The following is a 22508-nucleotide window of genomic DNA, read 5'->3' as shown; positions in this document are numbered from 1 at the left end:
AAGGAGCAGTTATCTTATGGCTGGAGGATGTTCATTAATTCTATATTTTCATAGTCTTTTGCGTAGTCATAGGCTGTATAGCCCTCTGCATCTTTCACAGCAGGATCAGCACCAAACTCCAGCAGCAGCATAGTCATTTCAATATCCTCATTAAATACTGCGCTCATTAAAGGAGAGGTTTGATAGTTATCCATCACATTAGGGTTTGCCCCATTCTCCAGCAGAAGAGCAGCGCTGTCATACTGGCCATAGGAAACAGCCCAATGTAATGCAGTAGTCCCGTCTGCATCCGTTTCTTCAATATTTGCACCATCAGCTAATAATGTGTATATCATGTCAATATCATTTTCACTCGCTGCGTTCATTAGTGCCGTAGCACCTTCAATGCCCATAACGGCTTCAGTCCATAAATCCATCTTTTCAAGCGCTTTAAACCCAAACCAGAGTCCTGCAGATAGGATCGTCAAAGATAGGACTGACACTGCCGCTCCCATCCAGACTTTGCCCTTCGGTTCTTTTAATTCAACAGTAGATTCATTGGCAAAAAACTTCGATAGGGCATATATTCTTTTTGGCAAGTGCGGATGAGTGGATAATTTTTCATTCAGCCAGACAAAAAATCCAGATTCAGTTTGAAGCTGCTCCATATATGCCTGCTGATTGACCTTAGGATAAAGGTCTTTTCCAATGGCAAGCATAGTTAAAGCATCCCTTGATGCTTCAAAAGATTTTATATAATAGGCAGCATAACGATCACATGTATACTCGCATGCCCTCAGGTACGCATTCCCCAGGAATGGAATCCACATAGCAGGAAGCAGCAGGAGACTTATGATAACATGTTTTCTTCTTAAATGAGCGAACTCATGGGCCAGGACAAACATTACTTCCTTTTCAGCTCCCCTAGCAGCCAACTCAAAAATACCAGAATATAAAACAACCATATTTCTTCTAAAGAACCTGGTGGCAAAGGCATTTAAGACTCCTTCAGATTCAATTACGTATATATCCGGCAGATCCTTTAAACCCATTTCCTCTGCAGTCAAAACTGCTTTTTTGTAAATCTCCGGAAACTGTTTTTCACCTATTCTTACTCCGTTTCTTCTGATGCCGCCCATCATAATACCATGGAATAGGAGTGATACAAGGATCAGCGTCAAAATAATAACAATCCCAATAATAGAAAATGCGAGAAAAATATAAGACACAATACTAAATAAAGCAACTAATGCAAAATAAATATTTTCCTTCGGGTATACCAGACGATCTCTCAGCGAGTGAGCTTCCATAAAATTTTCTTCCCTTCAATCTTTTGAATACACCAATTGATTATAATCAAAAAACAAATTATAGGATATAGGGAAATTCCTTGAGGATATTTTGAATTTTCTGTACATATTACAAGCCCCTTCTGCCATAAGGTATAGTAATAATGCCTTTTCTCATCGAAGTTTAACTGCAGTAATTTAGGGAATTAAACATACATTAAAAAGGAGGGGAACGTAAAGACTACAAAAACAAGCACCATTATAAATATTTTGTAAAATTTTAGCCTTAAAGTAGAAATTATCAGATAATAGCGTTACAATATAGTCAGAGGTATGACATCTTGACTAAAACTAGAGTATAAAGGAGTTGTCTGGGGAAGAGAAAACTACATACGTTTGAAGGCTAACCTTCAATGTAGCTGTCGGTTGCAGGAAATTGCCATGGGGTTTGAAAAAAGGATAGGGAGTGGTTTTTTGAAACCTTCAACTAACCGGATGTTAAACCGTGTAAAATCCGTCTACATGTTTATAAGTAAGCGCGGAACTGTAACAACTCAGGAGCTTGTAGAGGAATTTGGTATTACTCCTCGCACCATTCAAAGAGATTTAAATGTCCTCGCCTACAATGACTTGGTTAAGAGTCCGAGCAGAGGCAAATGGACTATTACTCAAAAGAAAGTAAAGATGTCATCTTAATACTCAAAGCAAAAACTGCCCAATAAATAAAAAAATCGCCCTGCTGTCAGGGCGATTCAGCTTGTAGACAAAGTCTGCTTTGCAGACCACGTCTACAAGCTTTTTTTGTATAATTAGATTGAAAAGATTTTTTGTGGGGGATTCAAATGTTATCAAAACACGTAGAAGATGGAAGAAATCAAATAGAAATGGTCGCTCTTGACCAATTAGTGCCTGAAGATCACCTGGTTAGAAAGATCGAACAAGCTATTAATTTTGAATTCATTTATGACCTAGTAAAAGATAAGTATAGCTTAGACAATGGGAGACCTAGTATTGACCCTGTTGTCCTTGTTAAAATGGTGTTCATTCAATATCTATTTGGCATACGCTCGATGCGTCAAACAATTAAAGAGATTGAGACCAACGTAGCCTATCGTTGGTTTATTGGGTATGGGTTCACAGAGAAAGTTCCTCATTTTTCAACCTTCGGTAAAAACTACGCACGACGCTTTCACAATACGGACCTTTTTGAACAAATCTTCTATCGTATCTTAAAAGAAGCCATGACAAAGGGATTGGTCGACCCATCAGTTGCTTTTATTGATTCTACCCATGTAAAAGCGAATGCGAATAAAAAGAAGTTTGAGAAGAAAATAGCTCGTGTTGAAACAAGAAGTTACCAAGCTCAGCTAGATGAAGAAATTAATATCGACCGTGAGGAACACGGAAAAAAGCCCTTCCCCCCACAGAATAAAGAAGAGTCAAAAGAAATAAAGGTCAGTACAACAGATCCTGAAAGTGGCTATTATGTAAAAGATGAACGGGAGAAATTATTTGCTTATTCATTTCATACAGCATGTGATTCTCGTGGGTTTATCTTAGGTTCTCTTGTCACTGGTGGAAATGTTCATGATAGTCGCATGTTAGACCAACTCGTCACTCAAGTCAGGGATAAAGTTGGAAAGCCTGAATCTATCGCAGTTGATGCTGGATATAAGACACCCCACATAGCAAAATTCCTTATGGATCAAGAGATTAGACCCGTTATGCCCTACACTCGTCCGAGAACAAAAGACGGATATCTTAAAAAGTACGACTACGTATATGATGAACATTTTGATTGCTATATTTGTCCTGAAGGACAAATCCTTCCTTACCGCACAACGACTAGAGATGGCTACAAACAGTACACTTCAAATCCACAAAAGTGTAAAGAATGCCCTCTTTTAGAACGTTGTACTCAAAGCCAAAATCACACTAAAATGATTCATCGGCATTTATGGCAGGGTTACATAGATGAAGTGGAACATCTGAGACATACCGAACTGAATAAAACGTTATATGCAAAGCGCAAAGAAACGATCGAACGTGTCTTTGCGGATGCAAAAGAAAAGCATGGCATGCGTTGGACGACCCTAAGAGGGCTTAAAAAAGTTTCAATGCAGGCGATGCTTACTTTCGCTGCTATGAACCTTAAGAAACTGGCAAATTGGACATGGCGAGGACCATGTCCAGCTTAATTATTGAGGTATGCCAACTGAAAAATATGATAAAACCCCAGTTTCACAAAATGAAACTGGGGTTTGTCTACGGTCTGAATCGCCCTGCTGTCAGGGCGATTTTTCTGTCTTATCCCACTTCATAATTCATCAGCTTATCAAGCTCTTCTTCCGTCAATTCCCGATATTCTCCCAATTCCAAGGTCTCATCCAGCTCGAGCGGGCCCATGGAAAGTCTTTTTAGGTAAATGACTTTTTTTCCAACAGCTTCAAACATCCTTTTCACTTGATGAAACTTTCCTTCAGTTATAGTTAATTCTATATCAGAGGTGATGCCGGACTTTAGAATTTTTAATTTCCCAGGCTTTGTTTCATAGCCATCATCCAATATAACGCCTTTTTGAAATGCAGCTATATCCTCATCTGCAACCTCACTGTCTATGACTGCAAAATAGGTCTTTGGGACATGCTTTTTGGGAGAAAGCAGGCGATGGGCCAGCTGCCCATCATTTGTCAGCAGCAAAAGCCCCTCAGTATCCTTATCGAGGCGCCCTACCGGAAAGGGAGAAAACACTAGGTCTTCCATTTCAAGCAGGTCTACTACGGTCTCACATTGTGAGTCCTCGGTTGCGGAAATGACCCCAGGCGGTTTGTTCATCATCAAATAAATAAATTCCTTGTATTCAACTTTTTCACCGTTGACGACAACGGCATCCTGCTCCGGATCCACATGATGTTTTGGATCTTTTACTTTCTCATCATTAACGGTTACTGCCCCATCCTTTAGCAGCTTTTTTACATCCTTGCGGCTTCCATAGCCGAGATTAGCGAGCATTTTGTCTATTCTCATAATGACCCTCCCATTAATCTGCCTGGTTTAGTTTAATGTAGCGTTTTAAATTCCTTAAATTCGATTATTTCTGCACGGCAGCACTTGTTTTCCGGGGAGTACCAGGGGGCTTTCGAAGAAATCTTCCTGCATTTTCAGGGATCAAACCTCGGGTTCCATTTAACACAGTGCATTGTAGATAGGCTAAACATTCTATTAAAAAGGCCCCCATCATGGAGACCTTCTATTTTTTTAGGCTCTTTTCGTATATATTGTTGTTTTTCGCTTATAAATGTTGTCCGTTGATTGCAGTGAAGGGTTGCTCCCTTTCCGCGGGGCGGGCGCTGAGCCTCCTCGACGCTGTGCGTCTGCGGGGTACCTTTCCCTAATCCCGCCGGACGTTGCATAGGCTTCTTTGAGTACACACCGCACGAAGAAAATGCGCATGCATTTTCGAGAATCTCGCAGCTAATACAAATAGCAGCGAACTTTGTTATACTTTCAGTCTTAATTTCTTCAGCAATCTATCGACCCTTGAACCGAACAGCAGATAGATTAATTTTGTTCGGAAGCTCAGGTAGAAATAGACTCCCGCACCTGCTGCTGCGCAAATGACGACAATGATGGCTGCCTGAAGGTTGGCTGCCGGCGATAAAAAGGCAGTTGTGATTTTATAAACCACTCCTGCAGCAATATACATGCATGCAGTAAATAAAACAATCAGCATTCCTCGTCTTAAGACAAGCTTGAATGGATATTTTGCATATGTTTTTATTACATAAAGATTAATTAAGATCGCCGCAATATAGCCCAGCGCGGTGGCAAATACGGCACCCTGTGTTTCAAATAGTTTTATGAGCGGAATATTCAATGACAGCTTTACGAGGAGACCAGTCAGTAAACTCAAGATTGTGAAACGCTGTTCATTGATTCCCTGCAAAATGGCTGCAGTTACCGAAAAATAAGCAAAGAGAATGGCCACTGGTGCATACGTTCTCAACACTTCAGTCCCCAAATCTTTATGCTCATAGAATAGGGTAAAAACGGGCTCTGCAAGCAGAGACAAGCCTGCCACGGCAGGCAGAGTCAGAAACAAAAGCACCTGGAACGTCTGGTTCAGCTGGCGGTTTAAGTCTTCTCGGTCTTCTTCCATAAATGCTTTAGTCACACTCGGCACAAGCGTCAGTGAAAAGGCTGTGGCAAGTGAGACAGGTATGATGACCAGCTTATGGGTCTCGAAGTTCAGGACAGAAAATGCCGCTACAGCATGGCCGGCTTCCCCAATAGCGTCCATCGCTCTTTTAAATGTAATCTGATCAATAAACTGAAAGAGCGGATTAGCAAGGCCAACAAACACAAACGGTGCAGCATAAAGAATGATTTCTTTATAAATGTCTTTGAGAGAGATGTCCACGGTTCCTTTATCTTCTTCAAGCATTTTATCCAAATGCGGCTTGCGTTTATACCAATACCAGAATAGCACCCCGAGGCTTCCAAGTCCGCCGATAAAAGCGGCAAAGGTGGCGACACTGATTGCTGCAGTGAGTGACCCATCCATCACATTTAAGACAACATATGCACCTGCAAGCACAAATAAGATGCGGACAATCTGCTCCACCACCTGGGAAACAGCAGTTGGACCCATAGACTGATGTCCCTGGAAGAACCCTCTGATCAGACTCATGAAGGGGATAATAATCAGGGCAAAGGATACTGCTCTGATTACCGTTGTTACATCTTCAACACTTACCTCCACATTTTCCCCAGACAGCGTCATTTCGGCAACTGCAGGAGCAAGGAAGAACAGAAGCAGGAAAGAAACGATTCCGCTCGCCGTCATAATTACCAAACCTGACTTGAACAGCTTTCTTCCAACAGCATACTCCTCTATTGCATTATATTTAGATATAAACTTTGAAACTGCCAGCGGAACACCCGCAGTTGCGATACTGATAAAGATTGTATAAGGTGTATACGAAAAGGAGTATAGGGCTGTTCCTTCCTTCCCGACTATCTGATAAAAAGGAATAACATAAAACAAACCAAGAACCTTCGAGATAATGGTGCCAAGTGTAAGGATGAAGGTTCCCTTTAAAAGCTTAGATGACATATAATCCCTTCCTTTATGAAATGCGGAAGCGCCTTGTTCACCCTGCCAAGCACTGGACGTCCTCACGGAAAGGCGTATTTGCCTTTCCGTAGAGGATTGTCCTAAATGGTGAGGAAAAGACAAGTATCCTGCCTCGAGGGGTCAGGCGCTGGAGCTAGACATTTATCGACTTTCAAAACGTTATTTCTTATTAAGAAAAAACTGTGCAGCATGCAAACTATAAAAGTATATGAATGCCCAAGCTGCGTTCGTCAATTTTCTATCTTTTTAGACACACTATTTGTAGTGTACTCTTCTTGGCGGGGAAATTCCACTTGCAATACCGTATAATGGGGCATTATTTTTAGAAATAGGATATTTGATTTATAATGAAGCTATTGTTTATTTAGCGAATTAAGATAAGTTGGTGAAAACATGAAATATGATGTAATAATTATAGGCGGAGGTCCTTCGGGATTGATGGCAGCAATCGGTGCTGCGGAAAAGAAGGCAAAGGTCCTTCTGATTGACAAAGGAAACAAGCTTGGAAGGAAGCTGGCCATTTCCGGCGGTGGCCGTTGCAATGTCACAAACAGGCTTCCGGTAGATGAAATCATTAAACATATCCCCGGCAATGGGAGATTTTTGTACAGCGCTTTTTCCATTTTCAGCAATGAAGATATTATCCGCTTCTTTGAAAATCTGGGAATTGAGCTGAAAGAGGAAGATCATGGGCGGATGTTTCCTGTGACCGACAAAGCACAATCCGTTGTTGATGCCTTAATTTCAAGGCTGAAGGAACTGAAAGTTGACATCAAAACAGACAGCCCCATCCAGGATGTTCACTATGATAATGGCAGGGTGAAATCGGTAGAATTACAGAGAGGTGATATGTTTGAAGCAGACGCTGTTGTAATTGCTGTCGGAGGGAAGTCAGTTCCCCACACCGGCTCAACCGGTGATGGCTATGCATGGGCAGAAAAAGCAGGCCATACAATTACAGAGCTTTTTCCCACTGAAGTGCCGCTTACTTCTTCGGAAAGCTTTATTAAAGAAAAAACACTGCAGGGCTTGTCACTGCGGAGTGTGGCACTTAGTGTGTTAAACCCTAAAGGAAAAGCGCTCATCACCCATCGGATGGATATGATCTTCACCCATTTCGGTATAAGCGGTCCGGCGGTTTTACGCTGCAGCCAGTATGCTGTGAAAGCGATGAAGAAATGGAATTTAAATGAAGTAACCATGAACCTGGATGTTTTGCCTGATTTAAAGGAAGAACCTCTATTTCAGGAAGTGTCCAAAAAGATAAAGGATGAGCCAAAGAAAATCATTAAAAATCTCTTAAAGGGAATGCTTCCTGAAAGGTATCTTCTGTTCCTCCTTGAGCAGAATAACATTGACCCATCTGCACAAGGGGCTGCTATTTCCAATGATAAAATCAGAAGTTTTGTTAAAGGCTGCAAATCTTTTCAGTTTAAAATAAATGGGACTCTGCCTCTGGACAAAGCTTTTGTTACCGGCGGAGGAGTTTCCGTCAAAGAAATTGAACCGCAGACAATGGCATCAAAAATGATGGAAGGCCTTTTCTTCTGCGGAGAAATTTTGGACATCCATGGCTACACAGGCGGTTACAATATCACATCTGCACTTGTAACAGGCCGGTTAGCAGGATTAAACGCAGCAGCATCTGCACATACCGTGTAATATAGATAGAGCCTGATGCTTTGAGACATCAGGCTCTATATATTACCATGGCAGTGAAACAATAAATCTGTTCGTCTTCATCCTCATGCACTGCGGCCACATTATATTTGATATCCAGAAGTTTTTTCTCCTCAATTTTCTCCAGAAAATGATTCATATCCTTTTCCAAGTCTTTTTCATGCTCATGATCGAATAACTTTACCTTTATCATTGAATTGTTCCTCCCAGTTTTTTTAATAGTTTGGACATTTTTCAGAATTTTTAAAATAACAAACTAAAAAAAAAACGAAGCCTAATTGGCCCCGTTTGTAATTTATTCTGTTTTCCCCTGCCAGTTCAGCATGCCGCCTGCCATATTGCGAACCTTATATCCTTGTTCCTGCAAGTAATGACAAACATTTCCGCTGCGGCCGCCAGAGCGGCAGATAATGATATACTCAGTGTCTTTATCGAATTTATTCAGGTTCTCGGGGATCGTGCCCATGCGGATATGTCTGGCTCCGGGAATCATTCCGGCTGCAACCTCATCATCTTCTCTTACATCAACAAGCTCAAGCTTCTCTCCAGCCTCAATCTTTTTTTGCAATTCTTCTGTTGTAATCTCTTCAATATGGTCCAATCCTAACACCCTTTCCGGAAAACTTTTTAAATAGCACTTTGCATTTACTAATGCTGCCACTCCTATAATACCCTATATGGAACGAAAAATATAAAGTAATACTTCAATCAGTAGTGGTTTTCCTTTTCCCCCACTGATTGCTAGTTGTAGCACAGAGGAAATGGCGTTCTTAGTAATCTTTGTTCTTATTTCGCCTTTACTGGCAGTTTGACCCCCAAATTCTCTTTTTGATTCCGCTGAGTCTAGAAGCAGGGATCTTACTTCCGTTAAACTGAGATATAATGAGAAGTTTTATAGCGCAAATGCAAAACCACCCCTGTTCATATAGAGGTGGTTTTGTCTCAATATAACTTAATTTGCAACAATATTTACAAGCTTGCCCGGTACTGCAATAACTTTGCGTACAGTTTTTCCGTCAATTTGCTCTTTTACTTTGTCATCGCCCATTGCGATTTGCTCTAATAAGTCTTTTTTGGCATTGGCCGGAACCATAAGCTTTGCTTTTACTTTGCCGTTGATTTGGATAACAATTTCGACCTCATCATCAACCATTTTGGCTTCATCAAATGCCGGCCATGCTTCGTAAGCAATGGATTCACCATGGCCAAGCTTTGACCAAAGCTCTTCTGAAATATGAGGAGCGATTGGTGAAAGCATTTTAACAAAGCCCTCTGCAAAAGCTTTTGGAATCACATCTGTTTTATATGCTTCGTTGATGAATACCATCATTTGAGATATAGCTGTGTTGAAACGAAGTCCTTCGAAGTCCTCAGTTACTTTTTTCACTGTTTGGTGGTAAACCTTTTCAAGGCTGCTGCCTTCTTCAATGTCCTGAATTCTCGGGCTTAATTCACCAGTCTCTTCTACAAACAATCGCCAGATGCGGTCAAGGAATCTTCTTGAACCATCCAATCCATTTGTAGACCAGGCGATGGAAGCTTCAAGCGGTCCCATGAACATTTCGTATAGACGCAGAGTATCTGCACCATGGCTCTCTACGATTTCATCCGGATTAACGACATTGCCTTTTGATTTACTCATTTTCTCATTGTTTTCCCCAAGAATCATGCCCTGGTTGAATAGTTTTTGGAACGGTTCCTTCGTATGGACAACTCCCACATCATATAGAACCTTGTGCCAGAAGCGGGCATATAGAAGGTGAAGAACCGCATGTTCAGCTCCTCCGATATAAATATCAACCGGAAGCCATTCTTTTAATTTCTCGGGATCTGCAAGAGCTTCACTATTTTTCGGATCAATATAGCGAAGATAGTACCAGCAGCTGCCTGCCCATTGCGGCATTGTATTCGTTTCCCTGCGGCCTTTCTTGCCAGTTTCAGGATCCACAACATTAACCCACTCATTGATGTTGGCTAGTGGTGACTCTCCAGTGCCGGAAGGCTTGATCTCCGTTGTTTTTGGAAGCACTAATGGAAGCTGATCTTCCGGCACGGCAGTCATTGTGCCATCTTCCCAGTGGATAACTGGAATCGGCTCGCCCCAATAGCGCTGGCGGCTGAATAGCCAATCACGAAGACGATAAGTAACCTTCTTGGTGCCAATACCCTTTTCTTCGAGCCAGGCAATCATCTTCTCAATAGCATCCTCTTTGTTTAACCCATCCAGGAAGCCTGAGTTCACATGCTCGCCATCGCCAGTGTATGCTTCTTTTTCAACATCTCCGCCGGCAACGACTTCTTTAATAGGCAGTTCAAATTGCTTAGCGAACTCATAGTCACGCTCGTCATGTGCCGGAACCGCCATGATGGCACCCGTTCCATAGCTGACTAAAACGTAATCCGCAATCCAGATTGGCATTTTTTCGCCGTTAGCAGGGTTAATTGCATAAGCACCAGTGAATACACCTGTTTTTTCTTTAGCAAGATCTGTGCGCTCAAGATCGCTCTTGCTTTTTACTTTATCAATGTAAGCCTGAACTGCTTCTTTTTGCTCTTCTGTTGTGATTTTATCAACAAGCGCGTGTTCTGGAGCAAGTACAGCATATGTTGCACCAAATAACGTGTCAGGACGCGTTGTGAAAACAGTGAATGTGCCATCATGACCTTCAATATTAAATGTCACTTCGGCTCCTTCAGAGCGGCCGATCCAGTTACGCTGCATATCCTTAAGGCTCTCAGGCCAATCCAATAAATCAAGATCTTCAAGCAGGCGGTCTGCATAAGCTGTAATTTTCAGCATCCATTGTCTCATTGGACGGCGTTCTACCGGATGGCCTCCGCGCTCGCTCTTTCCGTCAATAACCTCTTCATTTGCAAGTACTGTTCCTAGTGCCGGACACCAGTTAACAGCGACTTCATCAATATAAGCAAGCCCTTTTTCATATAGCTTTAAGAAAATCCACTGAGTCCATTTATAGTATTCAGGGTCTGTTGTGTTAACTTCACGATCCCAGTCATAGGAAAAGCCTAATGCCTTAATCTGGCGGCGGAAGGTGTTGATGTTCTGTTCTGTGAATTCAGCCGGGTCATTCCCTGTATCAAGTGCATACTGCTCTGCAGGCAAGCCAAATGCATCCCATCCCATTGGATGAAGGACATTATAGCCCTGCATGCGCTTCATGCGGGAAAGGATATCAGTTGCCGTATATCCTTCCGGATGGCCAACGTGAAGACCTGCGCCTGAAGGATACGGGAACATATCAAGTGCATAAAACTTTCGCTTGCCTTTATCTTCAGTTGTTTTGAATGTTTTATTTTCTTCCCAGTGGCTTTGCCACTTCTTTTCAATCTCCTGATGATTGAAACTCATTTTTGTTTCCTCCTAATTTCAGAAAGCTGATGGAGCTGACTGCTTTCTGACTTCAAAAATTTGTACTTCATACTATAATTCAATAAAAAAACCCCTCATCCCAAAAAAGGGACGAGAGGATTATGTATAAATCTCCCGCGGTACCACCCACATTAGTGAACATGTCACTCGCTTCATTACTCCTTAACGCGGAGAACGGCAAGCATTACTGGTATTTCACACTTGCTGCTCAAAGGCGAGTTCATGATGTGCCCGGCTGACTTGCACCTGCCGTCAACTCTCTTCAACGGGCTTAGCACCACTACTGCTCCTTATCTAAGCATGTTTAGTATAAGAATATCACTATTGTAATAAATTTCCCGCCAGGATGCAAGTAGGCTTATCCTGACAGGAATTTTATTCTTAGAATATGCAATGTCTACAAAATTGTGCACCATATTTCACTTTCTTTAGGCAAAATGTTTACAAAGACTTTGGCCGCTATTTCTGATGATGAGATCCAACGGCACAGATCACCAGAAAGTTATCTGCCATCAATTCAGTATCAACAATATACCCATAGTTTCAGCTTTTTTATTCATATCTCTGTACAAGAAAAAGAGAGGGTCTCGCTCTTCCCCTCTCTAAAAACTGGTATGTGCATTCCTTTATTGAATTGTGTAGCCTCCATCAATAACTGCTGCCTGGCCCGTAATTCCTTTAGCTCCATCACCAGCCAAAAAAATCGCATAATCTGCAATCTCTTCTACCTTCAAAAGCCTTTTTTGCGGCACTAAAGGATAAATGACCTCCTCCAGTGCTTTTTCGATGGGCACATTTCTAGTTTTAGCAAGGTCATTCAGCTGATTTCTTACAAGAGGTGTATCTACATATCCTGGACAGATGGCATTAACCGTAATGCCATGTTCGGCAGCCTCCAAAGCAGCGACTTTTGTAAGGCCTATGACGCCATGCTTGGCACTGTTATATGCAGCTTTCCCTGCAAATCCGACAAGCCCATTAATGGATGCCATGTTCATGATACGGCCGGACTTTTGTTTTTTCATGACCGGCATGACATGTTTAATGGCCATGAATGGTGCTGTGAGCATCACTTTGATCATAAATTCAAATTTTTCAACAGGAAAATCTTCAATAAAGGAAACATGCTGCAGCCCTGCATTATTTATCAGCACATCCAAAGTACCGAATCGGCTGACAGCTTCATCGATGGCCTCCTGTATATCAGACTCTAATGTCACATCACATTTTAGCCCGAGCGCTTCAAAACCTTCATTCTGCAAGTTTTCTGCAGCTTTTTTTACAGCCTCTTCCTGAATATCCGTGAGAACAATTCTAGAGCCATGTTCAGCAAACCTTTTGCCAATTTCATAGCCAATTCCCTGCGCTGCACCAGTGATAAAAACTACTTTATTTTGTACCATGTATAAGCTCCTTTCAAAAACAAAGGCGGGGCTCTGCTTTACGAGCCCCTGCCGAAATTAGATTCCTAATCCAAATGAGAATAATACAATCGCTAGCGCTAAACCAATCAGCGGGACAATTACCGTAACAGCAGCCACTGCTCCATATGCTGCCTGGTGTGTTTCACCGCAAATAGCACGGACAGTGGTAACAACATAGCCATTATGCGGCAAAGAATCCAGGGCACCTGAAGAAATGGCAACCGTTCTGTGCAGGGCTTCTGCATTAACACCCATATCCATATAATGGGGGGCAAGAATTGGCAGTGCGATTGCCTGGCCGCCTGAAGCTGAACCAGTCATCCCCGCGATCACACTTACTGCTATGGCTCCGCCTATCAGCGGACTGCCAGGGATGCTCGTCATCCAATCTACTGCTGTAGCAAATGCTGGAACTGCTTTTGCTACACCGCCAAACCCTACAACAGCAGCCGTATTACCTATAGCAATTAATGCACCTAATGTTCCATCAGACACAGCATTCCAGAAATTAGTGAAATACTTTCGGTTTAATAGATATGTGGCAATGACTCCACCTAATAAAGCAAGAATAAGTGCAGATTGTGCAAGTGAATCATGGAATACGAAGGAAATAATTAATACCACCACTAACGGTATAACACCCATAATAGGGTGCGGTAAATTCTTATTTTCAGTTACAGGATCCTGCTTGCGGGATTCAAAGGTTTCTCCTTTGTTTACAGCCTTGGTAATCATGCGCTTCAGCCACCAGTAGCCGAAGATCATCATGAACACAGCCACAATTAAGCTGACTTCCCAGCCGGCATATGGAGTTGTTCCAAGGAACTCTATCGGAATCCAGTTCTGAATTTCAGGTGAACCTGCAGAAGTCATCGTAAATGTGACAGATCCAAAGGCAAGTGCTGCAGGGATAAATCTTCTCGGCAGGTTTGCCTGTTTAAATAAACTTAATGCCATTGGGTATACAGAGAAAGCAACAACGAATAAACTGACTCCGCCATAAGTTAAAATGGCACAGGAAGCAACAATGGCAAGAACAGCATATTTCATTCCCAGCTTATCCACCACCATTTTGGATACACTGTCAGCTGCACCGCTGTCCTCCATTACCTTTCCAAAAATGGCACCCAAAAGGAACATCAGGTACCATGATGTGACAAATCCCGAAAAGCCGGACATATAGTTTCCGACCAAATTGGCCTCTCCTTCCCCTGCCAGCTGCGGAAACAATGGCATACCGCTGAAAAGAGCTACAAACAGCGCAGATAACGGACCGACCACCAGCAGGTTCATCCCCCGCATGGTCAAGTAAATCAGCAGGGCAAGCCCGCCTATTAAACCAATCATACTTAGCATTTCATTTCCCCCTTTGTTTTTAAATAAAAAAAAACTTTGTCCTCCCCCTCTTTGTAAACGTTTGCAGAAAAATAATTTTCTATGAAACTTTGTTGCAAGAAGTGTGCCAATATAAATAACTTTTATGGAAAGGGAATGGTGAACATTTAACGAACTATTTATTCCAGAAATCTGGAACGAGCAGGGTGCAAGTCCTCAAATCTAATAGACTAGTTTTCTGATGATTCCGTCTAAAATAGGGTTATAATTAAAAAAGATTCCTAGAATTGATAAAGTCCAGAATTCTGGACTTTATTCCGGATTTCTGGACTGTTTCATTCTATACAATTCCATATTTCTTTAACTTTTCGTACATCGATGATTTACTGATGCCAAGAGCTTTAGCTGCTGCAATTCGGTCATTATTATATTTGACCAGGCTTTGTGAAAGAATCCGCTTCTCTGTTTCTTCTAGAATATCCTTCAGATTCTTTTTTCCAACAGGATATACAGCAGTTTCTTTCATATAATCGGGCAATGATTCTATTGTGATCGTTTCATTGCTTGTAAGGTGGATGGATGCCTCAATTACATTTTCAAGCTCTCTAATATTTCCGGGCCAGCTGTATTGATGAAACTTTTCTATGACTTCTTCTTCAATTGCACTAATTCTCTTTCCTGATTTTTTCGTTATTTTCCTGATAAAGCTGTCGATAAGAAGCGGTAAGTCTTCCATTCTGTCCCGCAAAGAAGGAACCATGAACGGCACTACATTAATCCGGTAAAATAAATCCTCCCTAAACCGCTTTTCCTCCATCATCTTTTCGAGCGGCCTATTAGTGGCAGCAATAATCCGGACATCCACTTTTACCGAAGAAGTTGAACCCACGCTTTCAATCTCGCCCTCCTGCAGGGCACGCAATAGCTTCACCTGCATATTAAGCGGCATATCCCCGATTTCATCCAAAAACAAGGTGCCTCCATCTGCGAGCTGAAATTTTCCTTTTTTGCCGCCCTTTTTCGCTCCGGTAAAAGCTCCCTCTTCATAGCCAAACAGTTCAGACTCCAGCAGGTGTTCAGGTATGGCTCCGCAGTTAATTTTGACAAAAGGCTGATGGCTCCTGTTGCTGAGCTGATGAATGCTGTGGGCAAACAGTTCTTTACCGGTCCCGCTTTCCCCGCGGATTAAAACGGAAATATCACTGCCTGCCACCATTTTCACCTTTTCCTTTAGGCTTTGAATCTGGCTTGAGCTTCCCAATATATCATCGAGGCTGTATTTTACACTAGGGTCAATTCCCTGGATATAGCTCTGGATTTTTGTGAGCATGCTCTTTACATGGCTGTTCATCTGCATCCATTCCTTGGTATCCCTAAAAAAAACCGTACCAAAGGCGCCAATTACCTCTCCATCAGAAAAAATGGGAATGCGGTTGGCTATCATATAATTGCCTCTTATAAATTGCAGGTCCGCTATTTCTTCCTTTCCAGACTCCGCCACTATATGCATACGTGAGTTTTCAATAACCCCAGAAACATGTTTCCCCAGGACCCGTTCCCTCTCCACCTCAAGAAAATCGCAGTAATTTTTATTAATGTAAATGATCGTTCCTTCTTTATCTACAACTACAAGCCATCCAAAGGCATTTTCTACAATGGTTTCAACCATTTGAACAGGCAAATCAAATAATGCACTTTTCATTTTTGATCTCCTCATTTTGGTCATTCTAAATTATAATCACTATTTTATCATATTTTTCTGACAACAAATTCGTCTTCATTAGGTATTCTAATTGCTTTTCCTGTCCATACCATTAGTAATCGTCAAAGATATGGGAGGTGTTTCAGCTGAAAGGCATATATCTGATCAATCCGCACTGGCAAGCTTATAACAAGTCCAAAGAGGATTGTATCCAGCTGCAAAAACAGGCACTGGAATCCTATATTGATAACCATAATATTTATACAGTGAAGCTCAATCAATGGCAGCTGAATGACTATTACACCATTCCACATGCCCTATTGTATGATTTGAAGCAAAAGAAGGCAGATCTGGATATCCTGCTTCTTTATTCTGAAGAGGTTCTCGACAACTTTATTAATTCGTATCCGGCGAGATGGCTTATTTTGAAAAGCTTTTTTAATGAGGTTGTATTTTGCGCGAGCCAAAAAGAGAACTCGCTTGAAGGTGCAGGTTAAATTATTTACTTCAAACCAAAAACCTGCAGCTAAAAACTGCAGGTTTCATTCATTCTTATGAAGCATGCGCCAATTCTTTAGACTCTTTTAATTTCCGGTCATAAACAAGAGTTGTCAGAATGGCAAAAACAAATAGAATCATTAATACAGCAAACAGCATGGAGATTCCATAAAGGTCAACGAGAATTCCCCCCAGTAACGGGCCGATCATCCTTCCCCCAGTAGCTGTGCTGTTTACGATTCCCTGGTAAAATCCTTCTCTCCCTTTTGGAGCAAGCTGGTTGGCAATGGTCGGAACAGCCGGCCAAATTAGCATTTCGCCTATTGTCAGAATAACCATGGCTGTTACAAATGCAGAGAACTGTTCCGCGGCCGCCGCAGCAGCAAACGAGCCAATAAATATAACCATACCTGCAATCATCTGAACCTTTAAGGTTTTAAACCATTTTACCATTGCACTGATCACTGGCTGCCCCAATACAATCAGGGCTCCATTAATTGTCCACAGCAAACTGTATTGCTTTAGAGAAATGTTCAGCTCCTGTGTATAGGCGGCAATAGTCGATTGCCATTGTACATATCCCACCCAGCACAATAAATAGCCTGCGCATAATATGAGCAGCGCATAAAGCTTAGTATGATTTTTAACCATGCCATTTTCCTGAAGGATAGATGTCTGCTGACCTGAAACTGTGTTTATTCCCCTGTATCCAAAAACAGCGATTAATAAAAATATGATATACATGACAGTGTTGGCCAGAAAAATAAGCTGAAAAGAGTATGATGCCACTAGACCGCCAAGAGCCGCACCAATGGCAACACCTGCATTCTGGGCTACATAGATGGCATTGAAAGCTTTGCGTCCCCCTTCTTTCCAGACTGATCCCGCCATCGCAAACATAGAAGGAAAAACAATCCCGGATCCAAATCCGACAATGGTGAGGAACACCACATATGCAGGCCAGCCATGCCAAAGTGTCAAGCCGAGAAGTGCCATTACCGTAATGATAATTCCAAGAAGAATCGAACGATAGCCGCCTATTTTATCATAAAGGCTTCCCCCAATTAAATTTCCTGCGACACTGGCAGCTGCGTTCACCATTAGAACCAGGCCGGCTACCGATAAGGATTTGCCTAAGTGGTCATGAATATAGATTGTATTAAGAGGCCATAAAAAAGAAGATCCGGTTACATTCACTGCCATTCCGATAATTAAAAGCCATAGGGTCCGCGGCATAGGATTCCCCCCCCTTTTTCAAATTTTTTATGTTTTGCCGGTCCATTTCTCCCGTACACTATTTCGAATTCCAAAGTAATTTTAGTTGGTTTTTCATGTCCTTGCAATAGGTTTTCAATCGATTTTAAAAGACAGAATACTTCTTCTTTTCTACCTTAAATTGCTGTAAAAATTTTAGAAACAAAAGGGCTGCAATAGTAAAGCCCCGATCCTTGTTGGATCAGGGCTTTGCCATAATTATTATGAAGATTGTTCTGGTTCAGGATGAAACTTGGATTTAACAGGCTGACCGCCTGATTTTTCATATTTCTTTTTCGACTGCTTTACCGGATCGTAATCCCGGCCAAATTCAACATCCTGGCTATTGGCGCCATTGCGCGTCTTTTGTTCAGGATTGTTTTGTTTTGAACGCTTTTTTACCATCTGTGGACCACTCCTTAATGAGGAAGAATTATCATCTGATTTTGGAGCTGCTGCAGCTGGAGCCTCATCCGGTGAAGCTGTTCCCGCTGCTGGGAGTTAGCGCTGTGGGCCATCTGGGTTATATCATTATAAGCAGCCTCCAAAGACTGAAGCGCATTGGAGTATTCTAAATCATTGTAATGCTCCTGTGTTCTCCCTGATTCAAACTGCTCCTGTGCCAAACGGATTGCATCCTCACACTGCTGCAGAAGTGTATCCATCGATTCACGTGTTGCCACTATATGTTCCCCTCCTTGAAGAATGGGTCTAGAAGCTTGCATGCTTCATGAATTAGTTTGTTCATTTTTCCGTAATCCTTACCACTCTATTTCCTGCCAATTCCCCTTGGATAAGGTTTTAGGTCATGATAAGATAAAGTGAAACTTCAAATGGCTGGGGTGCCTCCCTGATGGTTAGCTGAGGCACACACAGGAAGCGGCACAAAGACGCTGCCACAGGATGTGGCGTTCTTTAGTCTTTGTCCTTTTTTCGGGGTTACGCAGTGATTCATTTTGTGTAAAACACTCATTTAATTTGCACCATATAAATTACTCTTTTATTAAGGAGGGGTAACATTGGATAAAGCAAATCCATTTCCATATGCATCCGATAATAAACGGTACCATACATGGAATTATCATTTGCGCAGTGAATTTGGCCATAAGGTTTTTAAAGTAGCACTTGATGGCGGCTTTGATTGCCCAAACCGTGATGGAACGGTCGCACATGGAGGATGTACATTCTGCAGCGCAGCCGGTTCTGGAGACTTTGCAGGTAACCGCGCTGATGATCTGGAAACACAGTTTGATGCAATCAAAGTAAAAATGCATCATAAATGGAAAGATGGTAAATATATGGCCTATTTTCAGGCCTTTACGAATACACATGCACCTGTTGAAGTGCTTCGTGATATGTACGAGAGGGTGCTTAAACAGGATGGTGTTGTCGGGCTCTCTATTGCGACCCGCCCTGACTGCCTGCCTGATGACGTAGTTGAGTATCTGGCAGAGCTTAACAAACGGACCTATCTCTGGGTAGAGCTTGGCCTGCAGACGGTACATGAAAGAACTGCCCTTTTAATTAACCGGGCACATGATTATCAATGTTATGTGGAGGGAGTAAACAAACTCCGCAAGCATGGAATCCGCATCTGTACCCACATCATAAACGGGCTTCCTCTTGAATCACCTGAAATGATGATGGAAACTGCCCGGGAAGTTGCGAAGCTGGATGTACAGGGAATTAAAATCCATCTTCTTCATTTATTAAAGGGAACCCCGATGGTTAAGCAATTTGAAAAGGGCATGCTTGAGTTTTTGTCTCTTGATGAGTATATAAATTTAGTATGCGATCAGCTGGAAATATTACCGCCGGAAATGATTGTGCACCGCATCACTGGTGATGGCCCTATCGACTTGATGATCGGACCGATGTGGAGTGTCAATAAGTGGGAAGTGCTTAATGGCATTGATGCCGAATTAAAGCGAAGAAACAGCTGGCAAGGCAAATTTTACAATCCAAGCCAAGTGGAGGCATTATCATGAAGCTTGAAAGAATCTTACCATATGCAAGACAGCTGCTTGAAAAAGCAGTATCGCCCGGAGATATTGTTATTGATGCTACTTTGGGCAATGGACATGATACCGTATTTCTGGCAGATCTGGTGGGACCGAATGGAAGACTTTACGGATTCGATATTCAGGAAGAGGCTGTCCTGAATACAAAAACACGCCTGGCTGATCATGAACTGACAGACAGAGTTACCCTGTTCCATACAGGACATGAACAGATTCTGGAGAATGTACCTCCTGTCCACCATGGAAAAATTACAGCAGCCATATTTAACTTAGGTTACTTGCCCGGGGGCGATAAAGATATTGTCACCCGTCCGCAGACAACCATTTCTGCTATCGAACAGCTCTTAGAACTGATGGCTCCGGAAGGGATTATTCTTTTGGTGATTTATCACGGCCATATTGAAGGTGCTGTTGAACGCGATTACCTGCTCAGATATGTGAAGCAGCTGGATCAAAGCCTCGTTCATGTGTTGCAGTATCAGTTCATTAATCAAAAAAATAACCCGCCGTTTATTATTGCAATTGAAAGACGATAAAGTAACCTTTGATGCCTCTGAGTCTTCTTCCTGCCTGTAAGACTGCGATAAATCTAATGTAAAAGCCTGCAAAAAAATTGCAGGCTTTTACTTATTTCACAAAGGCTTTTGCAAATCCAGGAGGCATCATCTTCTGCACTGCCCGGTATGCTCGTCCATTCATATAAAAGAAATAGCTCACCATTCCGCCTGCTCTGATCATGCTTTTGGCTAATCTTCTGACATTCCGCTGCTTACGGACCTTATCATCGGAGAGATAAACCCCCAGCAAGCCGCGATTAATCAGTTTATGGAAATGTTTATGAGGAAGCTTTTCTGTATGCTTATCTGCTTCTGCAACAAAGTGCTTCAATCTCGAAAACAATTTCTCTTCGCTTTCATAGTAAAAGCAGAAATTCAAGTCTCCTCCGGCCTTGTCCTCTTCCTGATCAATGAGATAATCAAGCAGAATGTGCAGGCCCTGGATGTAGGGAAAGTATCCATTTCTTATATTTACCGCATGCTCCGCTTTAAAATCATCTCTCAGCGCATAGGAAACAAGGCAGAAAATCCCCAGTGTCGACCCCGAGCAGGCTGAAAACTCATACCATTCCATCTCAGGTATATCCAACCGGAATTGGTTAAACCAGTTTTGAAGACGGGGTACCCGTTCTTCGACTACAACATGCTTATGTATTTGCAGATCACAATAGTAACGGCATAATTCAAGCAGATGGCTTTTTATGTGAAGATATTGATCGAGACTCGATAGCACTTCCCTGCAGGATGCGGCTAAATCTGCAAGGTAGTTTCCATCATCCTGCTCACTCCTCAGCCGATAATAATTTTTCTCTGCTGCGTCAATATCAAGGGCATCTTCCATTGACTCATGAAGTGCTGCAAAATCTCCGGGATCAAGCGAGGTGCTCCGGTCGCATAGATTGTCTAAATAATCACTGATTGTCTGATAAGCGACAATAAACTTTATTGCTTGTTCATATTTTTCCTTTGCCATTAATGACATAATAGCTCCGCCTTCACAGTGGAAGGTTTTATGTTTAATGCTGGCAAGAGCCTGATTTCTTAACTCCGGATCAGGAATTGCTTCCGCCCGGCTTTTCCAGTATGAAAGTTCTTTATGGACTGCAGGCAGGACCTTCCGATAGACATGTGACATCAGGCTAATTGGCATGGAAGGGACAATCATGACAGCAGATACCTCCTTTTAATCAGGTCTGGTGAATATTTTAAGCAAACCAGCAACCCCTTAAACGACATAACCAAGTGCCTTCAATTGGCTGTTAACAAAATCCTTAGCATATTCAAAGACTTCTTCACGTTCAGGTTCATTGAAGACTTCGTGGTAGCACTTTGGCCATTCTTTGAACCTTTTCTCCGATAAAGGTGCAAGGTTAAACCATTCTCTGACAGTTGTTTTATTCACAATCTTATCATCACCGCCCTGTACCACGAGAAGAGGGACATCCTGGATATTATCAAGATTCTCAAAGGCAAGCTTTATGGCATATACAAGTTCCCTGTACCACCTGACCGATACTTTTGTCACATACAGTGAATCATTTAAATCAGCATCAAGGACATCCTGATTCCTCGTCGCCATGTCCACTGTCAGACCTGAATCCATCTTAAGGCTTGGCATCACTGAATTGAGTCCCAGCGATAAAAAATTCAGTAATTTCGAAGGCTGCTGAACCAGCCCTAAACACGGGGATGACAAAATAACTCCGGCGAGATTCATTCTTTCTTCCTGGAGGAGGCGAATGGCAATCAGTCCGCCCATGCTGTGTCCTAAAAGAAAGACCGGCAATTCAAATTCATAGGCAGCCTGTACCCAATCCTTAACTTCAAAAATATATTCATCAAAGGAATCAATATGGCCTCTTCTGGATCTAGTAGTCATCCCCTGGCCGGGAAGATCTCCCATAATGACATGGAAGCCGGCCAAGCGCCACATTTCAATCAGCCAGCCATAACGGCGGTGATGCTCCATTGCCCCATGAACCATGACAATAACGCCCTTTGCGTCTCCATCAGTTTCCCACTTCCACATAGTCAATCCTCCCAGCCTTTTTACGTACTATCTTTTGTAAATATATTATAGCCTAGATGCAAAAATTGTTCATGAATCAGCTCCTAATAAAAACTCTTTTGCCAAAATAACGTTTATCATGCCTCATATGATAAAATCAAAATAATAAAGTGAAACTTCAATCAGTGGGGGTTTTCTTTATCCCCTACTGATTGTTAGTTGAACCAATCGGG

At 42.2% G+C, this 22508-nt stretch carries 20 protein-coding genes and 1 other annotated feature; of the genes, 6 read left to right on the top strand and 14 right to left on the bottom strand.

What is annotated here, in order from left to right; all coding sequences use genetic code 11:
• Positions 1–14: 14 nt before the first annotated feature.
• Complete coding sequence (locus NSQ49_RS16970; protein WP_251283900.1) at positions 15–1289, bottom strand: M48 family metallopeptidase; 1275 nt, start codon at positions 1287–1289, stop codon at positions 15–17.
• 453 nt (positions 1290–1742) lie between these two features.
• Here NSQ49_RS16970 and NSQ49_RS16965 point away from each other — a divergent pair, with 453 nt between their 5' ends.
• Together NSQ49_RS16965 and NSQ49_RS16960 are read left to right on the top strand one after the other, a co-directional pair.
• Complete coding sequence (locus tag NSQ49_RS16965; RefSeq protein ID WP_026041817.1) at positions 1743–1964, top strand: DeoR family transcriptional regulator; 222 nt, start codon at positions 1743–1745, stop codon at positions 1962–1964.
• Positions 1965–2110: 146 nt separating this feature from the next.
• Positions 2111–3466 carry an IS1182 family transposase gene (locus tag NSQ49_RS16960; protein ID WP_251285007.1) on the top strand — a complete coding sequence of 452 codons (1356 nt, stop codon included), beginning with the start codon at positions 2111–2113 and terminating at the stop codon, positions 3464–3466.
• Positions 3467–3575: 109 nt separating this feature from the next.
• Here NSQ49_RS16960 and NSQ49_RS16955 read toward each other — a convergent pair whose 3' ends face one another.
• Positions 3576–4295 (bottom strand): pseudouridine synthase, encoded by a 720-nt coding sequence (locus tag NSQ49_RS16955; protein WP_251284604.1) that lies wholly within the window; start codon positions 4293–4295, stop codon positions 3576–3578.
• Positions 4296–4767: 472 nt separating this feature from the next.
• Positions 4768–6384, bottom strand: coding sequence for a putative polysaccharide biosynthesis protein (locus NSQ49_RS16950; RefSeq protein ID WP_159869903.1), 1617 nt, complete (start codon positions 6382–6384; stop codon positions 4768–4770).
• A gap of 414 nt (positions 6385–6798) precedes the next feature.
• Here NSQ49_RS16950 and NSQ49_RS16945 point away from each other — a divergent pair, with 414 nt between their 5' ends.
• The gene (locus tag NSQ49_RS16945; RefSeq protein WP_251284603.1) at positions 6799–8067 is read left to right on the top strand and encodes a BaiN/RdsA family NAD(P)/FAD-dependent oxidoreductase; all 1269 of its coding nucleotides are present in this window, start codon (positions 6799–6801) and stop codon (positions 8065–8067) included.
• Between the two features lie 28 nt (positions 8068–8095).
• Here NSQ49_RS16945 and NSQ49_RS16940 read toward each other — a convergent pair whose 3' ends face one another.
• From NSQ49_RS16940 to NSQ49_RS16915, 6 genes are all read right to left on the bottom strand, one after another.
• Complete coding sequence (locus NSQ49_RS16940) at positions 8096–8278, bottom strand: sporulation protein Cse60 (RefSeq protein WP_076261883.1); 183 nt, start codon at positions 8276–8278, stop codon at positions 8096–8098.
• Positions 8279–8380: 102 nt separating this feature from the next.
• The gene (locus NSQ49_RS16935; protein ID WP_159869912.1) at positions 8381–8686 is read right to left on the bottom strand and encodes a rhodanese-like domain-containing protein; all 306 of its coding nucleotides are present in this window, start codon (positions 8684–8686) and stop codon (positions 8381–8383) included.
• Positions 8687–9037: 351 nt separating this feature from the next.
• Entirely contained in the window at positions 9038–11455 is a 2418-nt protein-coding gene (gene leuS, locus NSQ49_RS16930) for a leucine--tRNA ligase (RefSeq protein WP_159869897.1), read from the bottom strand.
• A gap of 104 nt (positions 11456–11559) precedes the next feature.
• Positions 11560–11782, bottom strand: a binding site (T-box leader).
• A 320-nt stretch (positions 11783–12102) separates the two neighbouring features.
• Positions 12103–12879, bottom strand: a complete 777-nt coding sequence (locus NSQ49_RS16925; protein ID WP_251284602.1) for a 3-hydroxybutyrate dehydrogenase — start codon at positions 12877–12879, stop codon at positions 12103–12105.
• 57 nt (positions 12880–12936) lie between these two features.
• Positions 12937–14256, bottom strand: coding sequence for a GntP family permease (locus NSQ49_RS16920; RefSeq protein ID WP_159869891.1), 1320 nt, complete (start codon positions 14254–14256; stop codon positions 12937–12939).
• Between the two features lie 319 nt (positions 14257–14575).
• Positions 14576–15937 carry a sigma-54 interaction domain-containing protein gene (locus tag NSQ49_RS16915; protein WP_159869888.1) on the bottom strand — a complete coding sequence of 454 codons (1362 nt, stop codon included), beginning with the start codon at positions 15935–15937 and terminating at the stop codon, positions 14576–14578.
• 137 nt (positions 15938–16074) lie between these two features.
• Here NSQ49_RS16915 and NSQ49_RS16910 point away from each other — a divergent pair, with 137 nt between their 5' ends.
• The gene (locus NSQ49_RS16910; RefSeq protein WP_251284601.1) at positions 16075–16434 is read left to right on the top strand and encodes a hypothetical protein; all 360 of its coding nucleotides are present in this window, start codon (positions 16075–16077) and stop codon (positions 16432–16434) included.
• Between the two features lie 55 nt (positions 16435–16489).
• Here the strand turns inward: NSQ49_RS16910 and NSQ49_RS16905 are convergent, their stop codons facing one another.
• The 3 genes from NSQ49_RS16905 to NSQ49_RS16895 all read right to left on the bottom strand — a co-directional run bounded on the left by NSQ49_RS16905 (position 16490) and on the right by NSQ49_RS16895 (position 18372).
• Positions 16490–17671 carry an MDR family MFS transporter gene (locus NSQ49_RS16905; RefSeq protein WP_251284600.1) on the bottom strand — a complete coding sequence of 394 codons (1182 nt, stop codon included), beginning with the start codon at positions 17669–17671 and terminating at the stop codon, positions 16490–16492.
• A 240-nt stretch (positions 17672–17911) separates the two neighbouring features.
• Complete coding sequence (locus NSQ49_RS16900) at positions 17912–18094, bottom strand: glycogen biosynthesis protein GlgD (protein ID WP_159869882.1); 183 nt, start codon at positions 18092–18094, stop codon at positions 17912–17914.
• A gap of 14 nt (positions 18095–18108) precedes the next feature.
• Positions 18109–18372, bottom strand: coding sequence for a YtzC family protein (locus tag NSQ49_RS16895; RefSeq protein ID WP_159869879.1), 264 nt, complete (start codon positions 18370–18372; stop codon positions 18109–18111).
• A 336-nt stretch (positions 18373–18708) separates the two neighbouring features.
• Here NSQ49_RS16895 and NSQ49_RS16890 point away from each other — a divergent pair, with 336 nt between their 5' ends.
• The gene (locus tag NSQ49_RS16890; RefSeq protein WP_251284599.1) at positions 18709–19677 is read left to right on the top strand and encodes a TIGR01212 family radical SAM protein; all 969 of its coding nucleotides are present in this window, start codon (positions 18709–18711) and stop codon (positions 19675–19677) included.
• On the top strand, positions 19674–20246 hold the full coding sequence (locus NSQ49_RS16885) for a class I SAM-dependent methyltransferase (protein ID WP_251284598.1): 573 nt from the start codon (positions 19674–19676) through the stop codon (positions 20244–20246). The genes NSQ49_RS16890 and NSQ49_RS16885 overlap by 4 nt, the downstream gene beginning before the upstream one ends.
• Positions 20247–20337: 91 nt before the next feature.
• Here the strand turns inward: NSQ49_RS16885 and NSQ49_RS16880 are convergent, their stop codons facing one another.
• Both NSQ49_RS16880 and NSQ49_RS16875 read right to left on the bottom strand, forming a co-directional pair.
• Positions 20338–21432 carry a tetraprenyl-beta-curcumene synthase family protein gene (locus NSQ49_RS16880; protein ID WP_251284597.1) on the bottom strand — a complete coding sequence of 365 codons (1095 nt, stop codon included), beginning with the start codon at positions 21430–21432 and terminating at the stop codon, positions 20338–20340.
• Between the two features lie 60 nt (positions 21433–21492).
• Positions 21493–22296 (bottom strand): alpha/beta hydrolase, encoded by an 804-nt coding sequence (locus NSQ49_RS16875; RefSeq protein ID WP_159869868.1) that lies wholly within the window; start codon positions 22294–22296, stop codon positions 21493–21495.
• Between the last annotated feature and the right edge of the window lie 212 nt (positions 22297–22508).

This window comes from Cytobacillus sp. FSL R5-0377 (assembly GCF_038004385.1).
In the GTDB taxonomy this organism is placed as follows: Bacteria; Bacillota; Bacilli; order Bacillales; family Cytobacillaceae; genus Cytobacillus.
This window is presented reverse-complemented; position numbering and strand designations above follow the sequence as displayed.

What these genes read in the sequence shown, in the direction of transcription:
- NSQ49_RS16970 (WP_251283900.1), bottom strand. Translation starts at nt 1,289, where the DNA reads ATGGAAGCTCACTCGCTGAGAGATCGTCTGGTATACCCGAAGGAAAAT.
- NSQ49_RS16960 (WP_251285007.1), top strand. Translation starts at nt 2,111, where the DNA reads ATGTTATCAAAACACGTAGAAGATGGAAGAAATCAAATAGAAATGGTC.
- NSQ49_RS16955 (WP_251284604.1), bottom strand. Translation starts at nt 4,295, where the DNA reads ATGAGAATAGACAAAATGCTCGCTAATCTCGGCTATGGAAGCCGCAAG.
- NSQ49_RS16950 (WP_159869903.1), bottom strand. Translation starts at nt 6,384, where the DNA reads ATGTCATCTAAGCTTTTAAAGGGAACCTTCATCCTTACACTTGGCACC.
- NSQ49_RS16945 (WP_251284603.1), top strand. Translation starts at nt 6,799, where the DNA reads ATGAAATATGATGTAATAATTATAGGCGGAGGTCCTTCGGGATTGATG.
- NSQ49_RS16940 (WP_076261883.1), bottom strand. Translation starts at nt 8,278, where the DNA reads ATGATAAAGGTAAAGTTATTCGATCATGAGCATGAAAAAGACTTGGAA.
- leuS (WP_159869897.1), bottom strand. Translation starts at nt 11,455, where the DNA reads ATGAGTTTCAATCATCAGGAGATTGAAAAGAAGTGGCAAAGCCACTGG.
- NSQ49_RS16925 (WP_251284602.1), bottom strand. Translation starts at nt 12,879, where the DNA reads ATGGTACAAAATAAAGTAGTTTTTATCACTGGTGCAGCGCAGGGAATT.
- NSQ49_RS16920 (WP_159869891.1), bottom strand. Translation starts at nt 14,256, where the DNA reads ATGCTAAGTATGATTGGTTTAATAGGCGGGCTTGCCCTGCTGATTTAC.
- NSQ49_RS16915 (WP_159869888.1), bottom strand. Translation starts at nt 15,937, where the DNA reads ATGAAAAGTGCATTATTTGATTTGCCTGTTCAAATGGTTGAAACCATT.
- NSQ49_RS16905 (WP_251284600.1), bottom strand. Translation starts at nt 17,671, where the DNA reads ATGCCGCGGACCCTATGGCTTTTAATTATCGGAATGGCAGTGAATGTA.
- NSQ49_RS16900 (WP_159869882.1), bottom strand. Translation starts at nt 18,094, where the DNA reads ATGGTAAAAAAGCGTTCAAAACAAAACAATCCTGAACAAAAGACGCGC.
- NSQ49_RS16885 (WP_251284598.1), top strand. Translation starts at nt 19,674, where the DNA reads ATGAAGCTTGAAAGAATCTTACCATATGCAAGACAGCTGCTTGAAAAA.
- NSQ49_RS16880 (WP_251284597.1), bottom strand. Translation starts at nt 21,432, where the DNA reads ATGATTGTCCCTTCCATGCCAATTAGCCTGATGTCACATGTCTATCGG.
- NSQ49_RS16875 (WP_159869868.1), bottom strand. Translation starts at nt 22,296, where the DNA reads ATGTGGAAGTGGGAAACTGATGGAGACGCAAAGGGCGTTATTGTCATG.